Consider the following 26240-nt stretch of genomic DNA (forward strand, 5'->3'; position numbering starts at 1 on the left):
AGTGTAAAGATTTAAATATGTGAATAGTTTTTTGATAATAAGTTGCTTTTTACGATTTTTCGCCTTTTAAAGAATATCCCAAACCAACAATAGTTTCAATAAGAGGATTAGGAAAGTCTTTATCAATTTTTTTTCTCAGTTGATACATGTGAACTTCTACAATGTTACTTCCCGGATCAAAATCCAAATCCCAGGCATGTTCCATAATCTGGTTCTTACTTACAATACGGTTTGCATTTCTTGCCAGATATTCCAATAAAATATATTCTTTAGCCGTAAGTTTAATTTCTTTGCCTGCACGAAAAACTTTTCTGCCTACCACGTCTATCGTTAGATCCTGAATTACTAAATTATTGGAAGTTTGATTGGAAATCTTTTTTTGAACGACGCGTATTCTAGCCAGTAACTCCTCCCATTCAAAAGGTTTTTTTATATAATCTACGGCTCCTAGATCCAATCCCTGAACTACCTGTTGAGTGCTGGAAAGTGCACTGGTAATAATTACAGGAGTTGTAATCTGAAAAGTTCGTAAATTGGATAATATGTCAAACCCGTTAATTCCCGGAAGCATTAGATCCAGAAGAATGAGATCAAAATTTTCCATGGCTGCCATTTTCTGACCTTCAGTTCCCTCTTGTATAAGTGTTACAGAATGTCCTGCCTGTTGAAGACCTTTTTTCATAAATGTCCCCAGGCTGTCTTCATCCTCTATAATTAAAATTTTCATAATAAATAATCGGTTTCGTTAGTACTTATAGAATAAGGTCGAATAATATCATAACCGCTGTTATTTATAAAATCAGTATTTTTATTTCTTTTGTAACCACGAACATTAATTTTTTCATCTTTTTTTAAAAAAGGAGTTATCGTTTCACCGAAATGCGGAGGAATGTCAACAAGAAAGTTATTCAGGATAAATCCGGATATAGAATGGCTCTTATTATATACAAAATCAGAAATATAGCCGTCCAGTTGAATCGGGATTCCCGTAGGTGGTACAGGCTTTATATCGTCTATATAAATCCATTCGGACGATCTTTTAATAGCGGTAAGATTGTATAAAGGGAAGTTTTCATACATTTTTTTTCTGGATGGATGAACCTTGAATTTCAGATTTTTGCCTTTAGAAATCAGATGCGTAACAGGTTTACCTAAATGTGGCGGAAAATGAATTGCCAGAGTTTCATTCTGTGAATTTATGATAAGCATATCTACATCGCCAACGTGATTGTTTTTTAAATCAATCAATTCTCCTTCAATCAGTATTTCACCATGATTAGACTCAATTTCTTTTTTAGACAGGGAATTAGAATGAATTGAATGAAGGCGATTTACTGTTTCGTTCCGTTTGGGTTTCATTCCCAGCACGTTTTTTAATTTGTGAATTGTAAAATGCATGTGTTTGGATTTTAAAATTAATAAGGCTAAAAGTAAAATCAGCAATAAAAATATAACACTATATAGCAGAAACGATTCAGACATATTAATTTTATTGTTTGCTTATAATTTTTGCATTTAAAAACAAATATATGAAATTTTGTTTCTGTACAGTGTATAACATAAACAAAGCACTTACTTAGTGCTTTGTTTATTTAACTATCTAAAGGCTTATTTAATAAGATATTGTTCACCGTCAACGGTCAGAGTTTCAAGTTTAATTACTGAATAATTATCAGCTACAGCCTCATCTTCGTTTTTTGGTTTTTCAAAACCTGTAAACTGGATGGTTTTTCCGGTTTGTAATAAAGAGCTTAACAAAGAAAATTTATGAGCAGGTATACGAAGCAGGGTTTTGTTATCAAGAAATATTCCATGAGTATCTCCGCGTTCGTTTTGTTGAAATTTCAAAACTTTTCCACTTCCGTTTACAAATTTTTCAACAGGTGGTTGTTCAGGTCTTTCTTTAGGAATATCGTAAATGTTTTTCCCGTTTGTAACAATGCTTACCCATTTTAATTCTTTATTTCCTTCCGGAGAATACTTAACAACACCATTGACAGTTATATTGTTTTTTGCGATGGAATTGCGGAGAACTTTACCCATGTGTTTAGGTATTTTTACAAATAGTTCTTCATTTCCGCTTTGCAAAGTAAAACCGTCGTAAATAAAGTCATCGTTATATATCCATTCATTTACTACACCGTTTACAGCCGTTACTTTTTCTACAGCTTCCTCTCTGTGCATAGGTTTTGGATTTCTTTTCTGAGCAGACATATAAGTGGAAAAACTTATCATGAGAGCCGCTAAAATCAGGGATTTTGAAATAATTGTTTTCATCTTTTTATAATTTATAGGTTATTATTATTTAATTAAATATTCGTTAGTATTTACAGCTAAAGTCTGAGTGTTTATAATAATGTAGTCTTTTACTTTAACTTCACCTTCCTTGTCGGATTTAGCCATACCGGTAAATTCAACCCTGACATCTATCTGCATTTGTTCTTTTAATTTTTCAGCTATATGCGGAGGTATTTTCAGCAGGTATGTATCATTAATGAAATATCCACAGATATTGTTTTTTGAATCATGTTGATAATCAGTAACTTTGCCTTCTTTTCTGATCATAGTATCTGGTACAGGTGGATGAGCAGGAGGAACAATATCAACAGTATTACCTTCGGATTGAAAATTGATCAGGTGAACTGTTTTAACTTTCTCCGGAGAGTTATGAACTACACCTTTTAAAGAAATTTCAGGATGGTTCTCAACAGCTGTTCGGATTAATTTAGCCGAATGAGGAGGGAATTTTATTTTTATCTCTTCATTTTCTGTTTCGAGAATAAAACCATCGTAAATAAAATCCTTGTTAGATAGCCATTCTTTAACTGTTCCCTGAAAACATTGTAAAGGTTTCATGTCAATTAAATGTTTTTTTTCATCTTTTTCAGGTTTAGGTTTTTTCAAATCATTCGCAGGTGTTTTTTTTGTTTCGTTACTATTTTCTGTTAATTGAGTTGGATTTGTTTTTGTTTCCATGATATTATGTTTTTTGTTATTATTATTTGATAGTGTAAAGGTGCAATTCCGAGATAAATTTGATATGAACAGGAAATTAAGTTTTCTTCATATCTTGTTTTTTTATGTTTCGTACGTTTATTTTTTAAATATAAAATAGACGGCACCAATTAAAAGTAAAAACCCGATCAGGTGATTAACTGTAAACTGTACATTTTGAAAAACGATTTTAGAGAAAATCATAAATACTATTAGAGTAATGGCTTCCTGCATAACTTTCAGCTGTACCAGAGAGAAAGGGCCTCCATTTTCCTGAAACCCGATTCGGTTTGCGGGTACCTGAAAACAATATTCAAATAATGCCAGTCCCCAGCTTAAGAGTATAATGATCCATATTGAAGTATGATTGTCTTTTCCGAAAAATTTTAAATGTCCGTACCATGCAATATTCATAAATGCATTGGATAATATTAGAAATCCTATGGTTGATGCTATTTTCATTTGTTCTTTTATTTATAATTATTATTTGAAACAAAATTGAGAGTTGAAAATAAAATTGATATGAATAAAACATTAAGATTTCTTCATGTATGTTTACCTGCAAAGAATATCAAATGATAAATGAGAGAAATAACCGGATATATACATGAATATTTAAAGTCGGCTTTTTAAAAATCCTTACTTTTGTATATATAAAATACAGTCAAATGAAAAAAATTATTTATTTCTTTATGGTTTTAGGACTTTTTTTTTCCTGTAAAGAAAAGGCAAAAGAAACACCTGTAGCAAAGGATTCGTTGTCGGTAAATTCTTCGGAGCCGGAAATTCCCGCTGATAATGAAACCGCTGAAGAGGTTACTATTATAAGTTCCGATTTTGATAAAATTCAAGCATTGGCAAATACCCAAAGTGATACACTATACATTACAAATTACTGGGCAACCTGGTGCGGACCTTGTGTTGAAGAAATTCCTGATTTTGTAGCGCTTCATAATGAATATAAAGATAAAAAGGTTAAATTCCTGTTTGTGAATGTAGACGATGCACGCACACAGGCTCAGGTAGCACCTTTTGTCTTGAAAAATAAAATGCAGAATGTGTATCAGATACCTGTAAGTGAATTAAGCTCACGAATCGGATCTATAGATCCGAATCTTCAGGGCGGTATTCCGGTAACCGTACTACAAAAAGGTGAGGTGAAAGAAGGATTTGCAGGGGCCATGCCCAGAGCATTTATAGAAGAAAAAATAAATGATTTTTTAAATAAAAGTAAATAATACGATCTATGTCATTAATTAAAAGTATTTCCGGAATCAGAGGAACTATAGGCGGTAAAACCGGAGATAATCTTACTCCGCTGGATACCGTTAAATTTGCTTCGGCCTATGGTACCTGGTTAAAAAGAAAATTATCTAAAGAACAGGTAAAAGTGGTCATAGGAAGAGATGCCCGTATTTCCGGACAAATGGTTTCCGCACTGGTTTCTTCTACCTTACAGGGAGTGGGAATCGATATTATTGATTTGGGTTTATCCACCACACCCACTGTGGAAATGATGGTTCCTTATCTTGAAGCTGATGGAGGAATTATTCTTACCGCCAGTCATAATCCTAAACAATGGAATGCTTTAAAGCTCCTTAATTCCAAGGGAGAATTCATTTCCGGCAAAGATGGAGAAGAGTTGCTGGAAATTGCTGAAAATGAAGATTTTGATTATGTAGAGGTAGACCAGTTAGGAACCTATATACAAGATAATACAGCCATCGATTATCACATCGGCGAAATATTAAAATTGCCTTTGGTAGATGCCGAAGCCGTTAAAAAAGCAGGTTTTAGGGTTGTCTTAGACGCTGTGAATTCCACCGGAGGAATTTCTGTACCCCCGTTATTAAAAAAACTGGGTGTGGAAGTGGTGGAAATGTACTGTGAGCCCAATGGAGATTTTCCTCATAATCCGGAACCTCTGGAAGTAAATCTGGAAGATATTATGAAAAAAGTTCCGGAAGAAAAAGCAGATTTCGGTATCGTAGTGGATCCTGATGTAGACAGGCTGGCACTTATCTCAGAGGACGGTTCCATGTTCGGAGAGGAATATACTTTGGTAGCTGTTGCTGATTATGTTCTCTCTCAGACTCCTTCCGCTACAGTATCCAATCTATCCTCTTCCCGTGCTTTAAGCGATATTTCCCGTCAGTATGGCCAGAAATACGAGGCTTCTGCCGTTGGTGAGGTAAATGTGGTTACCAAAATGAAAGAAACCGCAGCGAAAATCGGAGGAGAAGGCAACGGAGGTATCATTTATCCGGAACTTCATTACGGAAGAGATTCACTTGTGGGAATTGCTCTCTTTTTAACGCATCTGGCAAAAAAGGGAATTACCTGCAAGCAATTACGGGAAACCTATCCGTCTTATTTTATGGGAAAGAAAAAAATTGATTTAAAACCGGAAATTGATACGGATCAGATATTACGAAAACTGACTGAAAAATATTCCGGTGAAACCATTACAACTATTGACGGATTAAAAATAGATTTTCCTTCCACCTGGGTACACTTAAGAAAGTCTAATACAGAACCGATTATACGTATATATACGGAAGCTCCTACTCAGCAGGAAGCTGATCAGCTGGCCGATCGTTTTATCGAAGAAATAAAGAATTTGGCGTAAGTGGAAGTGAATTTTAAAGAAACCCTGGAGAAAATTAAGCATAGAAATCAGGTTGTATCATCTTCTTCAGGTTGGATAGTCAAAGAAAAAAAATCTAACCTGAAATTTGAAGGAGTAAACAAACCATTGCTTCTCAGGCTCTCTCATACATTAACGTTATTGTCAAGATATGACAAGGGTGAATAATCTTTTCTATTTGGATATTTCCGATTTTGAGCTGGTTTTTAATCAGTTATTGGATGAAGAGCAGGAATATTCAACAGATATTCCCGCATTCAAGAATCGGTATGAAGGGAAATTAGAAAGTATATTGGCACAGATTAAAGCGGTTTATTTTGGTGTGGAAGTGTATGATACTATTGAAAAAAAGGCCGCCTGGTTATTTTATTCAATAATTAAAAACCATCCGTTAGCCAACGGAAACAAAAGGCTGGCTTTGGTTATTTATTTTACCTTTTTGCTTGAAAATGTTCATCGGTTATATCTGGATGAGATCAGTCTTGAAACTGAATTGTTTGAAATGACAGTTTTAGTTGCTGAAAGTACTGAAGAGCATAGGCAAGAAATTCTGGATATGCTGGAAACTAAAACCTTGCAATATATCGGACCATTTTCAGATTCATAGTTTTTGACCATGAATTTATACGATTCGAAGAGATAATTCAATACGTACCTGTCAGCTGGAGTGTTTTGCTTTTCTTACAGGCAATTATTAGTATCTGTATAAAATAGAAAAAGAGAAACAGAACTTCTGTTTCTCTTTTTTGCATCCTAAATCTAAAGATAAATTATCAAACATATTTATGGTGGGTCTATCTTATATTTTTACCGATGAGGTAGGGTACCGGATTTATAAGATTTATAACATTGGCTCAGATGACAGCTCCTTGAAGCGGTTTGAAAAGTAAAGTGACGGGTAATCTACTTTATAGAATACGGATATCTGCATTCGCTGATAGTTTCAATACAGGAATTACTTTATACATCATCGGAAAAGGTTTACACTTCCGTTTTTAATTTTAAAATCTTTGAAATAACCCAAAGGTTTCCTTATTTATAATCAATTTAAATTAATAAATTTGTATACTATTTAAAATAAAAAAAGAATGTCTGCTAAAATAACGAAAGAGTTTAAACTGCATATTGAAGAGGCGGCAGCACGTATCAAAGAAGTAGTTAAAAGATCTCCACTAGAATATAATCATACCTTATCCAATCGTTTTCATGCCCAGGTCTATCTGAAAAGAGAAGACGTACAGGTAGTAAGATCCTACAAGCTGAGGGGGGCTTATAACATGATGAGCAGTCTGGACCCGGCTCTTTTGAGCAAAGGAGTCACCTGTGCCAGTGCAGGGAATCATGCCCAGGGAGTAGCTTATTGCTGTAATAAAATGAAAGTGCGCGGTGTGATTTTCATGCCTAAAATTACTCCCAAGCAAAAAGTGAAACAAACAAAAATGTTTGGAAAAGACTTTGTAGAAATTGTGCTGGTGGGAGATACGTTTGACGAAAGTGCAGAAGCTGCCAAGCAGTATACCAAGGAACATGATATGACTTTTATTCCTCCCTTCGACGATAGGCGGATTATTGAAGGGCAGGGTACGATAGGCATGGAAATACTGAAGGATTTTAAGGATAAAAAAATTGATTATATTTTTATTCCTAACGGAGGCGGAGGACTGTGCTCGGGAGTAGGAGCCTATATTAAAGATTATTCGCCGGATACCCAGATTATCGGGGTGGAACCTACCGGGGCTGCAAGCATGAAGAAAGCTTTAAAAGAAGGACATCCGGTAACTCTGGAACAAATCGATCGTTTTGTAGACGGTGCGGCGGTTAAAAGGGTAGGAGATATCACGTACCAGATATGCAGTAAGGTTCTGGATAAAATCTGCCTGATACCCGAAGGCGAAGTATGTTCTACGATTCTGAAACTTTATAACGAAGATGCTATTGTTGCAGAACCGGCAGGAGCCCTTTCCATTTCGGCGCTGAATCATTATGCTTCAGAAATTAAAGGAAAAAATGTAATATGCATTGTAAGCGGAAGTAATAACGATATTAACCGGATGCAGGAAATAAAGGAAAGATCCCTCATTTTTGAAGGGTTAAAACATTATTTTATTGTTCGTTTTCCGCAACGGCCCAGTGCTTTACGAGATTTCGTAAATCAGGTACTAAACGAGCATGTAGATATTGTCAGATTTGAATATATGAAGAAAAATGAAAGAGAAACCGGCCCTGCTTTGGTAGGAATAGAGCTGGATTCTTATCTGGAGTATGAAAAACTTTGGGAGAGAATGACGGAGTACGGCCTGGATTTTATGCCCTTGGATCCTAATAGCGATATCGGAAGATTCATGCTTTAATACATCTTTTCGTAGCAATTTTCGCCAGTTTTTACAGGTGGAGATAAAGGCAGTATTCTTTTTCTCATTATTTTCAGATACTTTTGTATACTGGTTTTCGTTTTTAATTAAAAATAGTTATTTCTTCTTATGAAAAGAATATTTACATTTGCTGCCATTATTTTTATTTACTTTTTAGCTAATTATTACGTTTTCAGACACATAAATATTTTAATTGAATATTCCTCAGGTTGGGTGAAAAATGTATTTTTTCTTCTGTATTTGTTTCTTCCTACTTCATTTATCGTGTTTTTTCTATTTGTCAAAAAATTACCCGTTTACCCGGCAACCCTTTTATATAAAATATCTACGGGCTGGATGATTATTTTAGTATATTCATTTTTGCTGTTTTTCCTGTTGGATATTGTAGTGTATGGCATTCGGCAGTTACAAATCCTTCCTTCAAGCTTTTTAATTGAGGAAACAGGAGTGAAGATCGTATTAGTTCTGCTGCTATTCATTGGAATATACGGACATTTGAATTATTTGCAGAAGCGTCGCATCAAACTGAAAATAAAGACCTCCAAGAAATTGGATACTCCGCTGAAGATAGTGATGATTAGCGATTTGCATCTCGGGTTTGCCATCCGCAAAAAAGAACTTAAAGAATGGATTAGAAAAATTAATGAGGAGAAGCCTGATCTTCTTCTTATTGCCGGAGATATTATAGATAACAGTGTCCGGCCGTTGAATTATTATCATCTGGAAAAGTATTTTAAAGAAATTAAAGCACCACTGGGTACCTATGCCTGCCTGGGGAATCACGAGTATTTAAGCAATATCGGAGAAAGTATCTCATTTATTAATAAAACCGGCATTCAGTTGCTCAGGGATTCCTCGGTTCTGGTAAACCAACGTTTTTATATTGTGGGGAGAGATGATCGAACGAATCCGGCCCGTAAAAGTTTATCCGAACTTTGTGAAGGACTGGACAGAAGTAAACCGGTAATACTATTGGATCATCAGCCGTATCATCTGGAAGAGGCACAGGAAAACGGAATAGACCTTCAACTTTCCGGACATACCCACCGGGGGCAGGTATGGCCCTTATCGTTAATTGCAGATGCTATATACGAAGATTCTCACGGTTATCTTAAAAAGAGGAATACTCATATTTATGTGAGCTCCGGAATCGGCATCTGGGGAGGAAGATACCGGATAGGAACCCAGTCGGAATATGTGGTTATAGAGTTTAGTTCCAAAAATGAAGCTTAGATCGTATTTTTGTAATCGCTATGAATAAAAAACAAAGAATCGCAGTTATTTCCTACGATTATCCAACTCGTAAAACCCAGGAAGTTTTATTGCGTTTAAAAGGTAAAGGATATTCACAGGTAGATGTTTATGCCTTGCCTTTTGTCTACAGGAAGCCTTTGCAGCCGTTGGTGGTTCACCGTCCTGCGGAGCTTTTGCTTGCTTTGGATAATGAGGAATTAAGCCATCATTTACAGTATCGATATATACGAGCCACGCTGGAGTCTATGGCTTCGGCCTTTTATTCCGAGTCTTATGAGGCTATTTTAATTGCCGGGGCAGGGCTGCTGCCCGAAAACATAGTCACTGATTTCCGGATTATAAATTCACACCCGGGGTATCTTCCCTACGTGCGCGGGCTGGATGCGGTAAAATGGGCGGTGTATGAAAAACTTCCGCTGGGTGTTACCGTTCATTGGGTAAACAAGGAAGCAGATGCAGGTTTTCTGATTATTCAGCAAAAGCTGGAATTGTCTTTACAGGATACTTTCCATACGATGTGTTTCAGACTTTGGAATATGGAAATGCAGCTTTTGGTAGATTCTGTTGAAATTATTCCGACACTTACGGAACCCGTGGCTTTATCCACAGATTTTGGAGAATCTCATCGGCGAATGCCTAAAGAAAAAGAACAGGAATTATATACTCGTTTTGAAGAGTATAAAAAAATATTTGCCAAGGGTGAAAGCCTATAAGATTTATGGGGCTTAAAATTATAAATAGTCCCTATTAAGAGAATTTAGGCTTTACTCTTACATATCTCTGTAAAATTACGCAAACGGCACTTTTAGCGGAACTATCGTTTCCTAATTATACGGAACACAACCAATGGGATCTTTACAATATCCTGCAACTCCTACGCTCTCTTATCCCCGAGGATGAACTGGAACTCTTAGATAAACTGAACACTTAAAAAAAGAAAAAAGCCAACTCTAGGGTTGGCTTTTGGTTATTTTACTAAATTATAAATATTAGGTTTAAATTAAAGACTCAATCCTGTCTTTAATAATTATCTCATTTTTTATAATTTCAACTGATTCTAAAATTGAGTTTTTATTAATACCTATAATAATTAGAAACTTATTCCTTAAATAATAATATCTAGTAATATTATCTAAAATTGAGTCTTTATACTGATACTCGTTATTTAAATATTCTGAATAAAAAAATTTATCACCTATTTTTTGTTCAATAGATAAATATTCAAGTATTTCGTTAGATTTATTTAATAATATAGGAACATCAACTACATCCTCAATACATAAAGCTTCAATATTTTCTACAAAAAAAAAGATAATTTGATACCCAATTATTTTTGCATATCCATCTATTTCACCATAATTAAAATCAGATTTTATAGAATATTCATCAGGTAAAAAAAAATTATTTATGTCTATAGAATTAAATTTTTTAATATTCATGTTTATCATTTATTTATATACTTTTCCTGATCCAACAATATCTCCCTTTTCTACTAATTTACCTTTATTGTCGTAGACATCTACCTTAACATCATCTTTAATTTTCCAATCCATAACACCTCCTTTTGTTTTTCCTTTTAATTCTACATTTTTACCAGTTGTATTAATATCTACATAATAATCAGCTCCTAAAGCTCCCGTGCTTCTCTTTATTCCATCTGGATTTTTAGGATCAACTTTAGTGGATGTTACGCTAATTCCTCCTCTTGAATCATTTGGATCAAATTTAAAACCATTTTTTTTAAATTTTTTATATTCAGACTTGGACATAAATCTTCTGACTACACCTGGGTTTTGAGGAATACCATTAATTAAGCTTAACCCAAATGGATCCATTTCTACATTACTATCATCAACATATGCATACAAATTCGGGTTATTTCCGGCGAGTCCGATAGGGTCTTTAGAGAGGTATAAGCCGGTTTGAGGGTTATAGTAACGGAAACGGTTATAATATAAGCCGATTTCTACATCTTCATACTGACCTGCCTGTCTAAACGGAATAAATCCTTTTCCTCCTTCTATATTTCTAAGACCTCCATAAATATCATAGCCTGCTTCACAGGTGCATTTGCCTTGTCCGTTGTATGCCTGTACTGATCGGCCCAGATAATGATTATTTCAAAAAACAATTTATTTATCATTCAAAGATATAAAATTTATCTTATTTATGATTTTGAAAAACTTAAAACCATTCCCGATTACGAGAATTTAGGCTTTACTCTTACATATCTCTGTAAAATTACGCAAACGGCACTTTTAGCGGAACTATCGTTTCCTAATTATACGGAACACAACCAATGGGATCTTTACAATATCCTGAAACTCTTGCGCTCTCTTATCCCTGAGGATGAACTCGAATTGTTGGATAAATTGAATAGCTGAAAGAAAAACCAAAAGGCTGTCATTTAAGACAGCCTTTTGGTTTTCTACTTTAATCTATTATTTTTATAATATGATATGATATAAAATCACCTACATCTTTTTCATCCATTGAGACCTTTTTAATTTCATTATTTTTTGTTATAAGGATGGAATAATATGGGTCAATATTAGAATTGTCAGAAATAAGAATATCTGTATTTAATTCTAAACTTAAATTTTTCAAAAAATCAATCTCATTATATTCAATAGATTTATCTAAAATATTATATGTTAGCTGCATAGAAAAATCTCCCTTAACTAAATTAACAAAACCAAAAATTTTCAATTTTAAATTATTATTTCCATCCAAAAAATCAAAATCTTGTATATCAATTTCATTATATTTGATATTAAATAATTTTGCAAATGATTCTCGTAAAAAATTTGTAGTAAAATTATTTTGTAACAATATATCTGTCATTCTTTTACTTATATATTTTAGGTTCATTGGTTTTCCATAAATCAAAAGCCTGTTGTTTTTGTTCTGGACTAACCCCCATATTATTTAAAATTTCGTTTAATTTTGTTTCAGGAAGTTTTTCACCTAATTTTCGATATACGCCTAATGCTTTATATGTTGTACTATCTAAGGTAACAAAACCATCCCCTGAAATAGGATATAACCGCCCTGTATCAGCATGAGCTCCGTAAATACGGTTATTTATTTCAAAAGTTTCACCAACTCTAGTAGCTTGTCCTTTTCTAATACCTTCAACATCAGCTTTTATATCTATATCGGGAAGAATAACAGTATTTTTAGCCTTAGTAACACCTCCTTGTTTTATTCTAGAATATTTATGTCTTCCCTCATTCGGGGCAGAAACTTTAGATAACCATTCAGAATCATCCATAATACTCAATCCAAACACATCGACCTCCATATTAGAATCATACACATAGGCATAACTATTCGGATTATTCCCTTCTAGCCCGATGGGATCTTTGGAGAGGTAGGAACCGGTTTGAGGGGAGTAGTACCGGAAACGGTTATAATATAACCCGGTTTCATTATCTTCATACTGACCTGCTTGTCTAAACGGAATAAATCCTTTTCCTCCTTCTATATTTCTAAGACCTCCATAAATATCATAGACTGCTTCCCATACTTTTCCGCCCTGTGCATCATAGGCTTGTACCGGTCGGCCCAAATAATGATTATTTCAAAAAACAATTTATTTATCATTCAAAGATATAAAATTTATCTTATTTATGATTTTAAAAAACTTAAAACCATTCCCGATTACGAGAATTTAGGTTTTACCCTTAAATCTCTTTGTAAAATTACTCAAACAGCCCTTTTAGCAGAACTATCGTTCCCTAATTATACGGAACATGATAAATGGGACGTGTACAACATCCTGCAACTCCTACGCTCTCTTATCCCTGAGGATGAACTCGAATTGTTGGATAAGCTGAACAGTTGAAAACAAAAAAGCCAACTCATTTGAGTTGGCTTTTTTATTATATGCGGACCTTAAAAATGTAATATTTTTTAAACTTCTGTAATTCTAAATTGCTCATTTATATGCTCTTTCATAAAGTTGATCAAATCATCTAAACAATTATTAGCATCAGATAAGCTTAATTTACTATTTGAAATGTTTTCTAAGGCAAACAATGTCTTTTTAACATCTATTTTTATACTTTCGTCAATATTATCTTCATAATCTTCTGCATTAAAATACATTTGAAATTCTATAGGCATTTCATCATACCCATATTTATTAAAAATAACATTAAAGAAATCACTAAAATATCCACTATACATAGAAAATGTGTTTTCTACATCTAAAATATCTTTGTCTTTAGGTCTAATCCCATAAAAATATACATATCCTTTTTCAGGAAGAAAATCGCTTAAATAATCCTTTTTCATATTTTGATTAGTTATATTTAGACATATCAAAATGAGTTCCCTCAGCATCAAAATGACCTCGCTTAAGTAAATCTTTATCTGCATCAGTAGCTGTGCCTAGTCTCCATCTATCCGAAGCTTCTTTAAAAGATTTAGCTGATGCCCACTCAACACCATTATTTCCTTTAATCATTTCTAAATTTATAGGTTGTATACCTCCATTTCCTGGTATTTTTTTAGATACTCTCCAATTCGGAGGGGTTCCTTTTGGCGCATTAGGAGTAGCTGTATGCCATCTTGCTTCATAATTACCATCTGCTCCTTTCCATTTATAACTAACTTGATCATATCCACCTGCTTTTGGCTTTACTTGAACTCTTGCATCCGAAGGTATGGAAATAGGAGAAGATTTTGCTAACTCTGTTAGCGCATCATCCATTGGAATTCTACTCAAACCTGATGGATCCGATTCCATATTAGAATCATGCACATACGCATAAGTATTCGGGTTATTTCCATCCAGCCCGATAGGGTCTTTGGATAGGTAGGAACCGGTTTGAGGGGAGTAGTACCGGAAACGGTTATAATATAACCCGGTTTCATTATCTTCATACTGACCTGCTTGTCTAAACGGAATAAATCCTTTTCCCCCTTCTATATTTCTAAGACCTCCATAAATATCATAGCCTGCTTCACAGGTGCATTTGCCTTGTCCGTTGTATGCCTGTACCGATCGGCCCAAATAATGATTATTTCAAAAAACAATTTATTTATCATTCAAAGATATAAAATTTATCTTATTTATGATTTTAAAAAACTTAAAACCATTCCCGATTACGAGAATTTAGGCTTTACTCTTACATATCTCTGTAAAATTACGCAAACGGCACTTTTAGCGGAACTATCGTTTCCTAATTATACGGAACACAACCAGATCTTTACAACATCCTACAACTCCTGCGCTCTCTTATTCCCGAGGACGAACTGGAACTCCTCGATACGCTGAACTCTTAAAACAAAAAAGCCAACTCATTGAGTTGGCTTTTTCTTTTATTTTGTTAAAGAAAAGTTCGTTAAAATGTAACTTTCTAAGTTTAATTTGCATTTTACTTCATAATTAACATCTGATTTAGATATTAAAATAACATCTTGTTCAATATTACCTTCAATATACCAAATAGAATAAAATCCATAATATTGCTCTTTTGAAACATCTGGATTAGAAATACATTTGCCCATGCTGTCATATATAAACATGTTTTTTTCACCTACCTCTCTATAATCTGCAATGATTAATACTTGATCTAAAAATTTAATTTCAATTGCTTGAAAAACTTTGGAATTAAAATCTATAGTAATATCCTTATTATTATTTTTCCATGATATTAATTTCTTAGAAATATCTATTTTAAAATCTTGAATCATCTTATTTTTACTTTATGTCTGTTGTTTTAGTCGGTTTTAAGTAATCCATTCTTTCTGGAGGTGGTACATTCATTTGAATTTGATTACCTCCCCCTTTAAGATATTCTCCTGTTACTCCGTCAATTTGTGGACCTACAGGACCTGTTTTTACAGGAATCTCTTTGATAACTTCATATTCCTGTACATAAGATACTTTTTCTTTAAATTCTTTAGTTACAGCTAATTTTTCCCTAACCGTTTTAACATCAGGTATTTCATCTTTTGTCGCCCATCCCCCTGGTCTATCTATTGGCTGACCTTCACTCATAGCCATTCTTATTTTTTCACCAGGTTTTAAAACATCATCTTTTGGTGCATAACCATAAGGCCATGGACTTTTATTAGCTTTTAAATCATTATATGCTTCAGATGCTTTTTTAGTAGAATCAAAAGTGCCTTTATGATCTTTTTGAAATTCATTCCAAGCATTTGGTGTATATTCACTTTTGCTAAGTCCAAAAAGATCAATTTCTACATTGCTATCGTACGTGTACGCATACGCATTCGGGTTGTTTCTAAGTAGCCCAATGGGGTCTTTGGATAGGTAGGAACCGGTTTGAGGAGAGTAGTAACGGAAACGGTTATAATATAACCCGGTTTCATTATCTTCATACTGACCTGCTTGTCTAAACGGAATAAATCCTTTTCCTCCTTCTATATTTCTAAGACCTCCATAAATATCATAGACTGCTTCCCATACTTTTCCGCCCTGTGCATCATAGGCTTGTACCGACCTGCCCAAATAATGATTATTTCAAAAAACAATTTATTTATAATTCAAAGATATAAAATTTATCTTATTTATGATTTTAAAAAACTTAAAACCATTCCCGATTACGAGAATTTAGGTTTTACTCTTAAATCTCTCTGTAAGATTACTCAAACCGCTTTACTTGCAGAAATCTCGTTCCCGAATTACACGGAACACAACCAGATCTTTACAACATCCTCCAACTCCTACGCTCTCTTATCCCCGAAGATGAACTCGAACTCTTAGATAAGCTGAAAAGTTGAATGAACAATAAAGCCAACTCATTGAGTTGGCTTTTTGTTATTCTATTTCGAAAAAATCTTCTAAAAAATCATTAAAACTATCCCATTCTTTATCAAATTCTCCATGTTGTAACTTAATATCATTCGCTCCTAAAATTAAAATGACAGAATCATTTTCTATATTATATAATAGGTAATCATCATATTCAGAGGTTAATAGTTGTAAATATTTTTTAGGTAATCCTTTCTCATGTAATGAAAATTCATAACTATCATTACCATATGATAGATCATTAGCTACATTCATTATTGTTCCCTCAGAACCTGAAAATTCTCCTGAATAATTTGACATTAATTCACAGAATGCAGATTGTTCATCAATACCATAATTTATCAATATATTTTTGAATTTTTCTTGATATTCTGGTAGTAACTTTATTTCCTCATTATCTTTTAGATAATTCTTTATTTTATTATTTAACATAAGTAAGCATTTATTTATATTTAATTTTTCTTGCTTCTAATTCAGCTTTAGCTCGATCTTTCCAATATTGTTTTCGATCTTTCCCGAAATTTTTTCTATTCACAGGATCATATGGATTGTATTTAGTTCCATCAGGATTAGGAGTTACTCTATAAGGATGTAGAGCATTTGTATTTCCGTATGTCTGATGTGGCGTCTGGGAAATTTCAAATAATGGGCCATGTGCCTGCTGTTTAGAATGATGAAGATTTATAGGCTTACCATCTACCCCAATTGGAGCATTACCTTTTGTAGCTAACTCTAGATTTGTTAGCCCTGTTTTAGGATCAACCATATCCCAATCAATATTTTGTTGGTATACTTTATATGTATATCCTGTTCCATTACTAGGTGCTGTCCAATCAATAGGATTAAAAATATCCAACCCCAACGGATCTAACTCCGTGTTCGAGTCATACGTATACGCATACGCGTTCGGGTTATCCCCGGCAAGTCCAATAGGGTCTTTGGAGAGGTAGGCGCCGGTTTGAGGAGAGTAGTAACGAAAACGGTTATAATATAAGCCAGTTTCTACATCTTCATACTGACCTGCCTGTCTAAACGGAATAAATCCTTTTCCTCCTTCTATATTTCTAAGACCTCCATAAATATCATAGACTGCTTCCCATACTTTTCCGCCCTGTGCATCATAAGCTTGTAACGGTCGGCCCAAATAATCACTGACTATGGAATACTTCTCTTTGCCTACCAGCTTGGCACAAGGGGTAAAACTTCCCCGTTCGTATATCCAGGTGGTTACGTCTTCCACCGGCTCTTCCCGGTCATAGCCTATAGTGCCGTCTTCATGGGATACCAGTTTAGGACGTTCTTCCAGTGCATAGCTCCATTCATGTAAGAGAACATTTCCCTCCCAAATATAACGAAATATTTTATTTCCCGAAGTTTTATCTTCTACAATTTTTGCCGTACGCCTGCCCAGGGCATCGTATTCAAAACGAACCAGGCTGGCATCGGGCTTTTTCACCTGCCGGAGCATTCCGTTGGAGTACCAGAGATATTCCCAGTCTCCGGGCTGCCACTCAGCCGGTGCAGTTTTCTGCCGGTTCTTTTTTTCTTCCGCCTCCTGTTGGTTTCGTAATTTGTCGTAGGCTTTCAATTCCCATTTGCTATACTTGCGTATTTCAGCTTTCTGGTCATAGGAATTAGAATAGATTTCTCCGTCGGGTAATAAAAACCGGGAAGTAAACTCACTTTTCTGACTGGGTTCATCCACCAGGAACCGGGAGCCTGTCTTTCCGCTGTTTCCGTCAGTAAAAGAAGGGGAAGAATGACTTTTGAGACGAAGGTTGCCCTGTTCGTTGTAGTGGTAATACCAGTCTTTATCTTTGAGGAGCTTTCCGCCTCTATTGTAGGTTCGGTCTTTCCGGTTGGTGGAATTATACAGGTTTCCGGTTTCATCCGGATTTTTATATTCGGTGGTTCCGTCTTCGTATCGGGCGGCAGCAAGGCTTCCGAAGGCATCGTAATCGTAGCGTACGCTTCCTCCCGTTAAACGGTTCAGGGTCTCTGCCAGTTTAAAGTTCTCTTTCCAGCGGTTTTCGCTATGCAGGGTTGTGGTACGGTTATCAACGGATACTTTTTGGCTTACAGGTCTTCCCAGCTCATCATATTCCATGAGCGATTCCATGTTTCCGGGCAGGGTACGACGTACCTGCTTGCTGTCCTGGGCCCAATGGATTTCGGATTTCCAGAAAGGAGAAAACGGATGCTGGCGGGTTTCTTCGGTTGAGGCCGATACGGCCAGAGAGTTTCCATCCGCCCCATAGCTATAATCTACCTCGGCCCCTAAGGAGCTTTTCAGGGTGGTAAGCCTTCCCATTTCATCGTAAATATAGTTGAGCAAATGCTCGCCTTGTTTTTCCTGAACAATCTGCCCAAACGGATTGCGGATAAACTCGGTTTCGCTCATCAGATTGTCTGCCTTTACCAGAAGTCCGGTTTTATCGTATTCAAAAGATTCCCAGAATCCGCTGGTATATCGGTTATAGGTAAGCCGGCCGGCAGCATCATACTCATGGATAATATCCCGTCCTCCGGGCAAAAGGGTCCGGATAATTTCTCCGTCTCTGTTTCGTATAAATTCTTTCTTTTGCCCGTCAAAGTCGCGTTCCTGAATAACCTGATCGTTCAAATCGCGGGTAAAGGTATATTCTTCTTGTTTTTCATTGATAATCCGGTAAAGCTGTTCGTAGGCATTGTAATCATACTTGAGGGTAGATAGAGCCTCGAGTGTTTTGGCACTTCGGCGGGATTGTTTTTTCAAGCTCCCCATAGGGGTATATTCCATAAACCATTCTTCAGAACCGTTACTCACATTTACCGGAAGGTCATAAGCATCGTATTGGATGCGTAAGGGTTTTTGTCCGCTGGTAGTAAACTCGCGTACCCGCCCCATGCGGTCGCGCTTCCATACGGTAGGGGCTTCGTTTTCACGGTTCTGGGATACCAGCCTCCCGAAAGAGTCGTACCGGAATTCTTGTCGGGAACCGCGGTTATTGTATACGGTAATCACCTGCCCGAAGTCGTTATATTCCCAATGGGTTTCCAGCCCGCTGCTGTCACGTGAAAAAGATGGCTGTTTCTGGTCCTGTTCATAGAAATAATCTACTAAACTCTCATCTAAACGTTTCCACTGAGATAAACGCCCCTCCTCATCATATTCCCAGGTCTCATTGAGTCCGGAAGGTTCTTTGCGATATACCAGGCGGTTGGCATGGTCGTATTTATAAATAAACTGCTCACCGTCAGGTGTCTGATAGGTTTTTATATTTCCCAGTTCGTCATATGCATAGCCTGCCACCTTTCCTTCGGGACTGGCTACCATAGTGCGTTCATTATACTTGGTATAGTCGTACCAGGTTTCTCCTCCCAGAGCATTTTGTTCTTTATAAACCCTGTTTTCTTCATCGTAATAGTAGCGTTCCACCTTTCCTTCTTTTTGGGTATAGTATACTTCATTGTATCCTTCTTCCGGGAAATACTGAATGCGACCTTCCTGAAATCCGTTTTTTCCGGAGGTATAGACCACTCGGCCTTCTTTATCATATTCCCAAGAATATTCCATACCGTTCCGGTTTTTTCTTCGTACTACTCGGTTGTGTGAATCGTAATGAAAGTCTATGCTTTTCTCTGCCGGATCAATCACTTTGATAAGATTTCCACGGGTATCGTATTCATAACGCACTAAGATTTCATCCCTATCTTTATAGTGCATTTTTACGGAAGTTATGCGGTTTCCTTCGGAATTATGGCTGAATAAAAGTTTTCTTCCTGCCCGGTCAGTAATTTCGGAAAGTACATTTCCTCTCGGATCGTAACGGAACCTTACTACTCCTCCATCTGCATATTCTATCGTTTCTACTCTGAATATTTTTCCGAATTCCGGATTAAAAAATGCCTTATAGGTATAGGTGTTACCATTAAGCTTTATGATCCAGCAATTTTCATGAGGCCTTTTTTGCCATAGTTTCCAGGCACGGTAATATTCAAAATCAGCGCCCGGTTCTATATAAGGAATGGGAATGGTCTGGTTTTCACCCGGGTGGTGAAAAGCCACTACATTTTCCTGTTCCTGAGGTATAATAAAAAGATCGTAGCTATTAGAAACTCCATTTCCTAACATTCCGGAATAGGTAGTATCACTTTCCCATATATTAGACCACTTGAAAGAAGTAGAACCTAAGAGTTCAAAGTCTTCCCATTCAAAACTCATGGCTCCGGTTACAAAATTTACAGGTTCCAGTCCTAATTTACATAAAGCTCTGGAAATAGGGTTTTTAGCCCCGAATTTCCCTTGTAGTAAATGATTAAACTTTTTAAGCCCCATTTTGGTAAGAAAAGTTAAGCTTTTCATTAAAGCCATAGCTGCAAAACGCATCAGCATTTCAGTTGCCGTATATTTGTGTGGTTTAAACTGCCCGCCTACCAACACAGGATTTCCTGTATTTATCTGTACGTACATACTTAGTTTATCGCTATAAAAAGACATAAACGCCAGCGGATTTTTAGTCGGTTTATTGGGAGCCGTTGGTAACCAACGCAGTCCCATCGGGGGACACCAGCAGGTAAGTACCTGCTGAGGGTCTGAACCGCTCATTTCTGAACCTTGTCCTAATACTGTAGGTGAGCCCCAATATACTTCTCCGTCATGCGGAGCTCCCGGCTTGTTAACAATCTGGTATACGGGAATCAGTTCCGTAACATGCCTGAACGGAAGTACCACTCCCGCCACAGAGGTGGTCGTGGTGGCTTTATGCCGTCCGTGTACGTAAATAGAGCCTCCCATGGGGATATTTGCCGGCAGGGAAAATTTATCCTGTAAAAATTGAGGTACCGGAATATTAAAATGAATATAGTCCATAGGATCTATAACGATACCGATAAAAGGATGTGGCAGGGGCAGCGGTATCCAGTTCAGAGGAGTAACCGTCCAGTGAAGATCTATACCTAAAACAATATCAAAATGTTTGCTTACATGCTGCCGTGCGGTGCTGACTAATTTATATTTAGTGGCTTTTACTTTTACCGGATTGGTTTCGCAAGGTTCGGTTTCTTCTTTTTCCATAGGTCCGGCTTCTTTTACCTCTGCATTTTCATTTTCAGGCCCGGATAAAAATTTTAACGGGTCATTAACCATGTCACTAGCTGTATTTACTGTATTATCCAAAATAGCCAGTGCATTGTCTTTGGAAAAAGCCTGCTCCGCATATCCTTTAAAATCTGCATTTACGGAACTGGAACTTATCCTGTCTGTCACACTTTGGTTTGCAGCTGATACATCAGGTGCCTGTGCCTTAATTTTTACCGGATTGTTAGACGGGGCGGAAGCCACCGGATTATTTTTACCGGAGGGAATTTCTCCTGCATTATATTTTGCCGCAACATCTTGTGCATCCATATTGGGCTTGGTAGCCTTTATTTTATGTATAGAGTTTGATTTGCTGTCCATAAATTAATTATTAATTATCTCCGGAGTTTTCGCCAGACGTTTCCAATCATCTCCCAAAAGAGTTTTCATTTCCTGTTCTAATTGACGGGCTTGACGATTTTCTCCGTATTTTTTCAGTAAAAGTGTTGCTGTATAGGGTATGGAACTTTCTTTTAAAGTTTCATCTGGTAGCATTCTGCCTATTTCTAAGCATTTTTCATAGTAAGGCACAGATTCTGAATTGAGCTTACTTTCCTTTAACTGACCGATCATTCGGTAACATTCTATTTGTACAAAACTATTGTTCTGTTTTTCTGCAATCTCTAGGGCTTTTTCAAAACAGGCAACCGCCTTGCTTTTTTCTGAGATGGATATTAGAAATCCTCCATAATTCATATTCATCTGAATACCTAAAAAGCTTTCACCTGCAAGCTGTATTATTTTTTTATATTGAACATGAGCTTCATTCGTATTTCCCAAAACATGTTGTACCTGAGCCATCATCAATCGTGCGGTGGCCTCCGCCTCGTTTAGTTTTTGCTGTTTTGCAATTCTTGCTCCTTTTTCCAGTGCCGTCAAAGCTTCTTTATTTTTTCCTTTGCTTAAATAGTTGCTGGCCAGAAGTATTTGTTGCTGGAAATTTGTTTCCGTACTGCCTTTATCTCTATTTGTTTGTTCTGCCGCATTTTGCATAAGCTTATGCAGATCTATTTCCACACGGAACTCTTTCCTGTTTTGAGGTAAATTTTTATAACTCCGGTAGGTATGATGTTCTGTTAGTACCAGTTTAATATTTTTGTCTGCCAGCTTACACCATTCCTGTATCCATATTCCAAAAGATTCGGCTAATTCAGGACGTAAGTTTAAAGGTGCTAAGTGAACAAATATTTTCTTCTGATCAAGTTCAGGGAATATTTTATATAAATTTTTTAACGAATTTACGGCACGGTATGCATCGCTTTTTTGCTTTTCCTCCGGTATGCATTCTTCTTCCCATACTGGAACTGCATGATCCTGCTCTCCCCAGGCAGCATAAGCTTCTCTCCATTCCTCTGCCAGAAAACTTCCATAAGTTTCCATGGATTGGAATTCCTGGTAATGAACTAAAAAGATATCATGCGTAGAAGCTTCTTCTGAGCCCTGAAATTTAAAGTAGGTATCAAATAAATCTACCTCATGCTTTTCTCCTAAACATATAAACAAGGGAATTGAAGGGTTTTTCTTAACTTCGTGATACCATTGTTTATCTATTTTAAGAATCTCCAATTGTACGGAATTCATACGTAAGGTATTATTTTAGTTAAGCTTTACTTTTCCACTGACAATATTGGTTTCACTTCCCCCCCCTATGTTTACAGTAGGTGCTCCTAAATTAGCTTCTGTTTCTCCGCTCATCGTAAGTGTTTTTGTACCAACGTCTAAGGTAGTAGCTTCTATTCCAATACCGGATGTTACCGATTCTCCTTCGCCTACACCGGCTGCTATACTGGTAGAAGCAAGAACTCCTATGTCTTTTCCATTGATTAAGATAGTTCCGTCCTTACGAAGTTCAATAGTAGATAAACCACAGCTTAGTATTATAGTTTCCGAAGAATTTAATAAGGTGTTTCCATTTCCGTCAAAGCTCATCGTTGTTTTTTCAGGATCTTTTAATACCACGGATTTTGTATTATCATTAAACATGATATGGCTTCCGCTTGCGGTTTGTAACCCTTTCATATAATTTCCTGCGCCTCCGTGTCCGCTCTTTCCTTCTCCGTTAAACATGGCGCCAATAACTACCGGTTTCTCTGCATTTCCGTTCTCAAAGCTTACAATAACTTCTTCACCTATCTCCGGTATCACGTGCATTCCTTTGCCTTTTCCTGCATACGGAGTGGTTACCCGTATCCACGGACTTTGTCCCTGGGTAGGTTCCTGCCACGGAAATTGTACCCGTATACGGCTCATTCCCTCCGGATCGTTGTTATCGGTTACTATGGCGGATTGTTCTTCGCACTCCGGTATCGCATTTTCATCCATGTAGGCTGGCACTTCATTGTCCATCGGTACGCCTATCAGCTGGTTGTAATATCCTTCGGTAATGTCCTGATGGTGGCTGATTTCTATGACTTTATACGATTCCAGCGGAACTTCCCCGTTTTTGAATATCTCATGTCCCGGCATCCAGGCTTTCATCTTCACAATATCCCCCAGTCTCAGGTTCGGGTTATTGGTCTTAGCTTCCAGAAAGAACACATTCTGGCGGCTCAGCTTCTGTCTTTTTACCGCCTCTTTGAGTTCCGGCTCTCCTTTTTCTAATAAGGACTGGTTATACAGGGACAAAGGCACTTTGGAATAGACTTCTTCAGAGGCTTTGATGGCATGCTGCTGGAAAGGATTCACCAGCTGGTGGGTAATGGGCACACTGTCCGAGTTTACCGTATGGTTTTTTGCCTGTTTGGCATCGTAACCTACATAGGTAAACTTCTGGGGTACCAGTCGCATACTCAGCTCATAGCTGTAAATATCCTGTTCTTCCACCAGTTCTTCGGTCTTTCCTCCACTGCCTCCAAAAACGATTTTTTGTCCGTTGTAATACAGCCATTCTCCATAGCGTACCGCTAATCTTTTGACAAAGTTCCAGTCGCTCTCGCGGTATTGTACGGTATATTTTAACGGGTCTTTCAGGTTAGGACGCAGGTCCCAGGCTACCAAATCCTGCGGGTACTCATTGGTAGCTTTGTTTATAATGGCATCCAGTGTTTTATCTTCAAAGCTCTCACAGTCCTGTCCGTTTTCCAGCAGGATGGTGGGGGCATGACCCCGGATAAAGAGCTTGTTATGCCCGTCTACTTTTTTATTGGATATTTCGGTGATGATTCCGGTAAAGACATAGGCTGACTGTCCGAACTGCTTAAATTGAAGGGTACATTTTTTCCCCAGCAGGTTTCGTGAATTAGTCATCGGATAGGCATTCTTATCTCCGAAGGCTTCGGCATAACAGCTGATCATAAATTCATCATGGTCGGCCATGCGCTGGTGGATATCCAGGGTAAAATGGCTGTCTTTCAGTACGTCCTGCCCGCCTATCTGGATCGTTGCATATACGATATGGGAGTTCTGCAGCTGGGAGGCTATGTCTCCTCCGTATTTGGCATAGTATTTACCAGCTTCTTCTCTGAGTTCTTTTTCCAGAACTTCGGGAGGAGTGACTGTAAAGTTATTTAAGGGTTTGAATAGTTCACTATCGGGTATATCGGAATATTTCTGGCTAAGGGTGGAAAGTCCCTGCTGTATTTCCGAAGCGGCGGATTGGGCTTGGGAATAAGCCTCTTGGGCTTGTTGGGCGGCTTCGGATAAAGGAGCGGTGGCTTCGGTAAGTTTCTGGTTTACCTTATCGGTGACTCCGCTGGCATCGGCTGCATTTTTGGCCAATTCGGATGCCTTGGGAGCCTGGAAGGAATTTTTGTCCATCTGACTCATAACTAAATGATTTAAATTTATTGATTAATTAATAAAAAATATATATCGGGTAAAAATACTAATAAATTTTATACGATAACCTAAATTAAGATTATTTTATATTTTTTTTCACGAAAATAGTTGGAGATTAGGGACTTAAACTATAAATATTCAGCAAATGCTAGTCTATTTTTTTAATGAATAAGAGCTTTATTATATAATTGTGTATACAAAGGAAGGATTTTCGTTTTATCAAATAATAATGCTTCTTCTTTTGCTTGTTTTTTAAAAAGTTCCAATAAAGAAGGCTGAGATAAAAGTTTAATGGCATTTTGTGCCATAGCCTCCACATCACCGACCGGGGAGACAAATCCCGAAAATCCATCCCGGTTTACTTCTTTAATTCCTCCGGCATTGCTGGAAATTACGGGAATTCCACAGGCCATAGCCTCCAGGGCAGCCAGACCGAAACTTTCCTGTTCGGAAGGAAGAAGAAATAAATCGGCAAGTTGTAAAACCGACTGTACATCCAGCATTTTTCCAAATGTTTTTACTTTATCTCCCAGCTGATACTCATGGGTATAGTGTTCAATGGTTTCTGCCTCCGGACCTTCACCAACAATAAGTAACCGGGATTTAACCTGTTTTTGGACAAGATTAAAAATTTTCATAACATCATCTATTCGTTTGACTGAACGAAGATTGGAGACATGAATTAATAGTTTTTCATCTTCTGCTACAAAATTTTTACGGGTACAGGGTAAAACAGGAGCTACCAGCTGGTTGTCTATAAAATTGGGTATAACTTCAATTTCTTTACGTATTTTGAAAACCTCATAAGTATCTTGCTTCAGGCTTTCGGATACTGCTGTTATATAATCGGACTGATTAATGGAAAATTCCACAGCCGATTTATAAATCGGGTGTTTTCCTACCAGAGTGATATCGGTTCCGTGCAGTGTGGTGATCACAGGCAGGCGGATGCCTTCTTCTTTTAGTATCTGTTTGGCAAAGTAGGCGGCGTAGGCATGAGGGATAGCATAGTGAACATGAAGCAAATCCAGACCGTAGGTTTCCACGATATTAACTATGATAGTGGATAGAGCCAGTGAAAAAGGCTGATATTCGAAAAGCGGATAGGGCTTGACATGTACCTGATGAAAATAGATATTGGGCAGGGTAATATCCAGCTTTGCAGGTAAACTGTAACTGATAAAATGAGCCTCGTGTCCCTGTGCTGCCATTTCCATGCCGAGCTGGGTTGCTACAATTCCACTTCCGCCGAATGTCGGGTAACAGACAATACCTATTTTCATATCTCAA

At 36.9% G+C, this 26240-nt stretch carries 27 protein-coding genes; 9 read left to right on the top strand and 18 right to left on the bottom strand.

The window, feature by feature from the left end; all coding sequences use genetic code 11:
* Positions 1-49: 49 nt before the first annotated feature.
* From EOV51_RS09330 to EOV51_RS09350, 5 genes are all read right to left on the bottom strand, one after another.
* Positions 50-727 (bottom strand): response regulator transcription factor, encoded by a 678-nt coding sequence (locus tag EOV51_RS09330; protein ID WP_128152111.1) that lies wholly within the window; start codon positions 725-727, stop codon positions 50-52.
* Positions 724-1398, bottom strand: a complete 675-nt coding sequence (locus EOV51_RS09335) for a hypothetical protein (RefSeq protein ID WP_128152113.1) — start codon at positions 1396-1398, stop codon at positions 724-726. The genes EOV51_RS09330 and EOV51_RS09335 overlap by 4 nt, the downstream gene beginning before the upstream one ends.
* A gap of 210 nt (positions 1399-1608) precedes the next feature.
* Positions 1609-2277 (bottom strand): hypothetical protein, encoded by a 669-nt coding sequence (locus EOV51_RS09340; protein ID WP_128152115.1) that lies wholly within the window; start codon positions 2275-2277, stop codon positions 1609-1611.
* Positions 2278-2301: 24 nt separating this feature from the next.
* The gene (locus tag EOV51_RS09345) at positions 2302-2976 is read right to left on the bottom strand and encodes a hypothetical protein (protein ID WP_128152117.1); all 675 of its coding nucleotides are present in this window, start codon (positions 2974-2976) and stop codon (positions 2302-2304) included.
* 117 nt (positions 2977-3093) lie between these two features.
* Positions 3094-3456, bottom strand: coding sequence for a DMT family protein (locus tag EOV51_RS09350; protein WP_128152119.1), 363 nt, complete (start codon positions 3454-3456; stop codon positions 3094-3096).
* Positions 3457-3662: 206 nt separating this feature from the next.
* Between EOV51_RS09350 and EOV51_RS09355 the strand changes: the two genes are divergently transcribed.
* From EOV51_RS09355 to EOV51_RS09385, 7 genes are all read left to right on the top strand, one after another.
* Positions 3663-4232: a TlpA family protein disulfide reductase gene (locus EOV51_RS09355; RefSeq protein ID WP_128152121.1), complete on the top strand. Its 570-nt coding sequence runs from the start codon at positions 3663-3665 to the stop codon at positions 4230-4232.
* An 8-nt stretch (positions 4233-4240) separates the two neighbouring features.
* The gene (glmM, locus tag EOV51_RS09360; protein WP_128152123.1) at positions 4241-5623 is read left to right on the top strand and encodes a phosphoglucosamine mutase; all 1383 of its coding nucleotides are present in this window, start codon (positions 4241-4243) and stop codon (positions 5621-5623) included.
* Complete coding sequence (locus tag EOV51_RS09365) at positions 5624-5809, top strand: hypothetical protein (protein WP_128152125.1); 186 nt, start codon at positions 5624-5626, stop codon at positions 5807-5809.
* Positions 5793-6248 (top strand): type II toxin-antitoxin system death-on-curing family toxin, encoded by a 456-nt coding sequence (locus EOV51_RS09370; RefSeq protein WP_128152127.1) that lies wholly within the window; start codon positions 5793-5795, stop codon positions 6246-6248. The genes EOV51_RS09365 and EOV51_RS09370 overlap by 17 nt, the downstream gene beginning before the upstream one ends.
* 481 nt (positions 6249-6729) lie before the next feature.
* Positions 6730-7992 (top strand): threonine ammonia-lyase IlvA, encoded by a 1263-nt coding sequence (ilvA, locus tag EOV51_RS09375; protein WP_128152129.1) that lies wholly within the window; start codon positions 6730-6732, stop codon positions 7990-7992.
* Between the two features lie 129 nt (positions 7993-8121).
* The gene (locus EOV51_RS09380; protein WP_128152131.1) at positions 8122-9246 is read left to right on the top strand and encodes a metallophosphoesterase; all 1125 of its coding nucleotides are present in this window, start codon (positions 8122-8124) and stop codon (positions 9244-9246) included.
* 20 nt (positions 9247-9266) lie between these two features.
* Positions 9267-9980 carry a formyltransferase family protein gene (locus EOV51_RS09385; protein WP_128152133.1) on the top strand — a complete coding sequence of 238 codons (714 nt, stop codon included), beginning with the start codon at positions 9267-9269 and terminating at the stop codon, positions 9978-9980.
* Positions 9981-10262: 282 nt separating this feature from the next.
* On the opposite strand, the gene EOV51_RS09390 is transcribed toward EOV51_RS09385, so the two are convergent.
* Both EOV51_RS09390 and EOV51_RS14850 read right to left on the bottom strand, forming a co-directional pair.
* A complete protein-coding gene (locus tag EOV51_RS09390) occupies positions 10263-10706 on the bottom strand; it encodes a hypothetical protein (protein ID WP_128152135.1) in 444 nt (147 codons plus the stop codon).
* 9 nt (positions 10707-10715) lie between these two features.
* Positions 10716-11375 carry an RHS repeat-associated core domain-containing protein gene (locus EOV51_RS14850; protein WP_181951025.1) on the bottom strand — a complete coding sequence of 220 codons (660 nt, stop codon included), beginning with the start codon at positions 11373-11375 and terminating at the stop codon, positions 10716-10718.
* A gap of 3 nt (positions 11376-11378) precedes the next feature.
* On the opposite strand from EOV51_RS14850, the gene EOV51_RS09400 reads away from it, so the two are divergent.
* Positions 11379-11651: a hypothetical protein gene (locus tag EOV51_RS09400; RefSeq protein WP_128152139.1), complete on the top strand. Its 273-nt coding sequence runs from the start codon at positions 11379-11381 to the stop codon at positions 11649-11651.
* Positions 11652-11700: 49 nt separating this feature from the next.
* Here the strand turns inward: EOV51_RS09400 and EOV51_RS09405 are convergent, their stop codons facing one another.
* Together EOV51_RS09405 and EOV51_RS14910 are read right to left on the bottom strand one after the other, a co-directional pair.
* A complete protein-coding gene (locus EOV51_RS09405; protein WP_128152141.1) occupies positions 11701-12111 on the bottom strand; it encodes a hypothetical protein in 411 nt (136 codons plus the stop codon).
* Between the two features lie 4 nt (positions 12112-12115).
* Positions 12116-12838 (bottom strand): RHS repeat domain-containing protein, encoded by a 723-nt coding sequence (locus EOV51_RS14910; RefSeq protein WP_128152143.1) that lies wholly within the window; start codon positions 12836-12838, stop codon positions 12116-12118.
* Between the two features lie 3 nt (positions 12839-12841).
* Here EOV51_RS14910 and EOV51_RS09415 point away from each other — a divergent pair, with 3 nt between their 5' ends.
* Positions 12842-13114, top strand: coding sequence for a hypothetical protein (locus EOV51_RS09415; RefSeq protein ID WP_128152145.1), 273 nt, complete (start codon positions 12842-12844; stop codon positions 13112-13114).
* Between the two features lie 68 nt (positions 13115-13182).
* On the opposite strand, the gene EOV51_RS09420 is transcribed toward EOV51_RS09415, so the two are convergent.
* The 9 genes from EOV51_RS09420 to bshA form a co-directional block, all read right to left on the bottom strand.
* A complete protein-coding gene (locus EOV51_RS09420; RefSeq protein WP_128152147.1) occupies positions 13183-13566 on the bottom strand; it encodes a hypothetical protein in 384 nt (127 codons plus the stop codon).
* A gap of 7 nt (positions 13567-13573) precedes the next feature.
* Positions 13574-14287 (bottom strand): RHS repeat-associated core domain-containing protein, encoded by a 714-nt coding sequence (locus EOV51_RS14915; RefSeq protein ID WP_128152149.1) that lies wholly within the window; start codon positions 14285-14287, stop codon positions 13574-13576.
* A 308-nt stretch (positions 14288-14595) separates the two neighbouring features.
* The gene (locus EOV51_RS09430) at positions 14596-14970 is read right to left on the bottom strand and encodes a hypothetical protein (RefSeq protein WP_128152151.1); all 375 of its coding nucleotides are present in this window, start codon (positions 14968-14970) and stop codon (positions 14596-14598) included.
* A 7-nt stretch (positions 14971-14977) separates the two neighbouring features.
* Positions 14978-15751 carry an RHS repeat domain-containing protein gene (locus tag EOV51_RS09435; protein WP_128152153.1) on the bottom strand — a complete coding sequence of 258 codons (774 nt, stop codon included), beginning with the start codon at positions 15749-15751 and terminating at the stop codon, positions 14978-14980.
* A gap of 309 nt (positions 15752-16060) precedes the next feature.
* Positions 16061-16399, bottom strand: coding sequence for a hypothetical protein (locus EOV51_RS09440; RefSeq protein ID WP_128152155.1), 339 nt, complete (start codon positions 16397-16399; stop codon positions 16061-16063).
* A 97-nt stretch (positions 16400-16496) separates the two neighbouring features.
* Entirely contained in the window at positions 16497-21494 is a 4998-nt protein-coding gene (locus tag EOV51_RS09445) for an HNH/ENDO VII family nuclease (protein WP_128152157.1), read from the bottom strand.
* Between the two features lie 3 nt (positions 21495-21497).
* Positions 21498-22754 carry a tetratricopeptide repeat protein gene (locus EOV51_RS09450; protein ID WP_128152159.1) on the bottom strand — a complete coding sequence of 419 codons (1257 nt, stop codon included), beginning with the start codon at positions 22752-22754 and terminating at the stop codon, positions 21498-21500.
* Between the two features lie 15 nt (positions 22755-22769).
* Positions 22770-24938, bottom strand: coding sequence for a type VI secretion system Vgr family protein (locus EOV51_RS09455; protein ID WP_128152161.1), 2169 nt, complete (start codon positions 24936-24938; stop codon positions 22770-22772).
* A 173-nt stretch (positions 24939-25111) separates the two neighbouring features.
* Positions 25112-26233 carry an N-acetyl-alpha-D-glucosaminyl L-malate synthase BshA gene (gene bshA / locus EOV51_RS09460; protein ID WP_128152163.1) on the bottom strand — a complete coding sequence of 374 codons (1122 nt, stop codon included), beginning with the start codon at positions 26231-26233 and terminating at the stop codon, positions 25112-25114.
* Between the last annotated feature and the right edge of the window lie 7 nt (positions 26234-26240).

Origin of the sequence: Apibacter raozihei (assembly GCF_004014855.1) — a bacterium.
Classification (GTDB): domain Bacteria; phylum Bacteroidota; class Bacteroidia; order Flavobacteriales; family Weeksellaceae; genus Apibacter; species Apibacter raozihei.

Coding starts and splice junctions, on each gene's coding strand:
- EOV51_RS09400 (WP_128152139.1), top strand. CDS start 11,379: ATGATTATTTCAAAAAACAATTTATTTATCATTCAAAGATATAAAATT.
- glmM (WP_128152123.1), top strand. CDS start 4,241: ATGTCATTAATTAAAAGTATTTCCGGAATCAGAGGAACTATAGGCGGT.
- EOV51_RS09415 (WP_128152145.1), top strand. CDS start 12,842: ATGATTATTTCAAAAAACAATTTATTTATCATTCAAAGATATAAAATT.
- EOV51_RS09350 (WP_128152119.1), bottom strand. CDS start 3,456: ATGAAAATAGCATCAACCATAGGATTTCTAATATTATCCAATGCATTT.
- EOV51_RS09385 (WP_128152133.1), top strand. CDS start 9,267: ATGAATAAAAAACAAAGAATCGCAGTTATTTCCTACGATTATCCAACT.
- EOV51_RS09430 (WP_128152151.1), bottom strand. CDS start 14,970: ATGATTCAAGATTTTAAAATAGATATTTCTAAGAAATTAATATCATGG.
- EOV51_RS09380 (WP_128152131.1), top strand. CDS start 8,122: ATGAAAAGAATATTTACATTTGCTGCCATTATTTTTATTTACTTTTTA.
- EOV51_RS09355 (WP_128152121.1), top strand. CDS start 3,663: ATGAAAAAAATTATTTATTTCTTTATGGTTTTAGGACTTTTTTTTTCC.
- ilvA (WP_128152129.1), top strand. CDS start 6,730: ATGTCTGCTAAAATAACGAAAGAGTTTAAACTGCATATTGAAGAGGCG.
- EOV51_RS09335 (WP_128152113.1), bottom strand. CDS start 1,398: ATGCATTTTACAATTCACAAATTAAAAAACGTGCTGGGAATGAAACCC.
- EOV51_RS09445 (WP_128152157.1), bottom strand. CDS start 21,494: ATGGACAGCAAATCAAACTCTATACATAAAATAAAGGCTACCAAGCCC.
- EOV51_RS09390 (WP_128152135.1), bottom strand. CDS start 10,706: ATGAATATTAAAAAATTTAATTCTATAGACATAAATAATTTTTTTTTA.
- EOV51_RS09455 (WP_128152161.1), bottom strand. CDS start 24,938: ATGAGTCAGATGGACAAAAATTCCTTCCAGGCTCCCAAGGCATCCGAA.
- EOV51_RS09405 (WP_128152141.1), bottom strand. CDS start 12,111: ATGACAGATATATTGTTACAAAATAATTTTACTACAAATTTTTTACGA.
- EOV51_RS09420 (WP_128152147.1), bottom strand. CDS start 13,566: ATGAAAAAGGATTATTTAAGCGATTTTCTTCCTGAAAAAGGATATGTA.
- EOV51_RS09330 (WP_128152111.1), bottom strand. CDS start 727: ATGAAAATTTTAATTATAGAGGATGAAGACAGCCTGGGGACATTTATG.
- bshA (WP_128152163.1), bottom strand. CDS start 26,233: ATGAAAATAGGTATTGTCTGTTACCCGACATTCGGCGGAAGTGGAATT.
- EOV51_RS09450 (WP_128152159.1), bottom strand. CDS start 22,754: ATGAATTCCGTACAATTGGAGATTCTTAAAATAGATAAACAATGGTAT.
- EOV51_RS09340 (WP_128152115.1), bottom strand. CDS start 2,277: ATGAAAACAATTATTTCAAAATCCCTGATTTTAGCGGCTCTCATGATA.
- EOV51_RS09345 (WP_128152117.1), bottom strand. CDS start 2,976: ATGGAAACAAAAACAAATCCAACTCAATTAACAGAAAATAGTAACGAA.
- EOV51_RS09370 (WP_128152127.1), top strand. CDS start 5,793: ATGACAAGGGTGAATAATCTTTTCTATTTGGATATTTCCGATTTTGAG.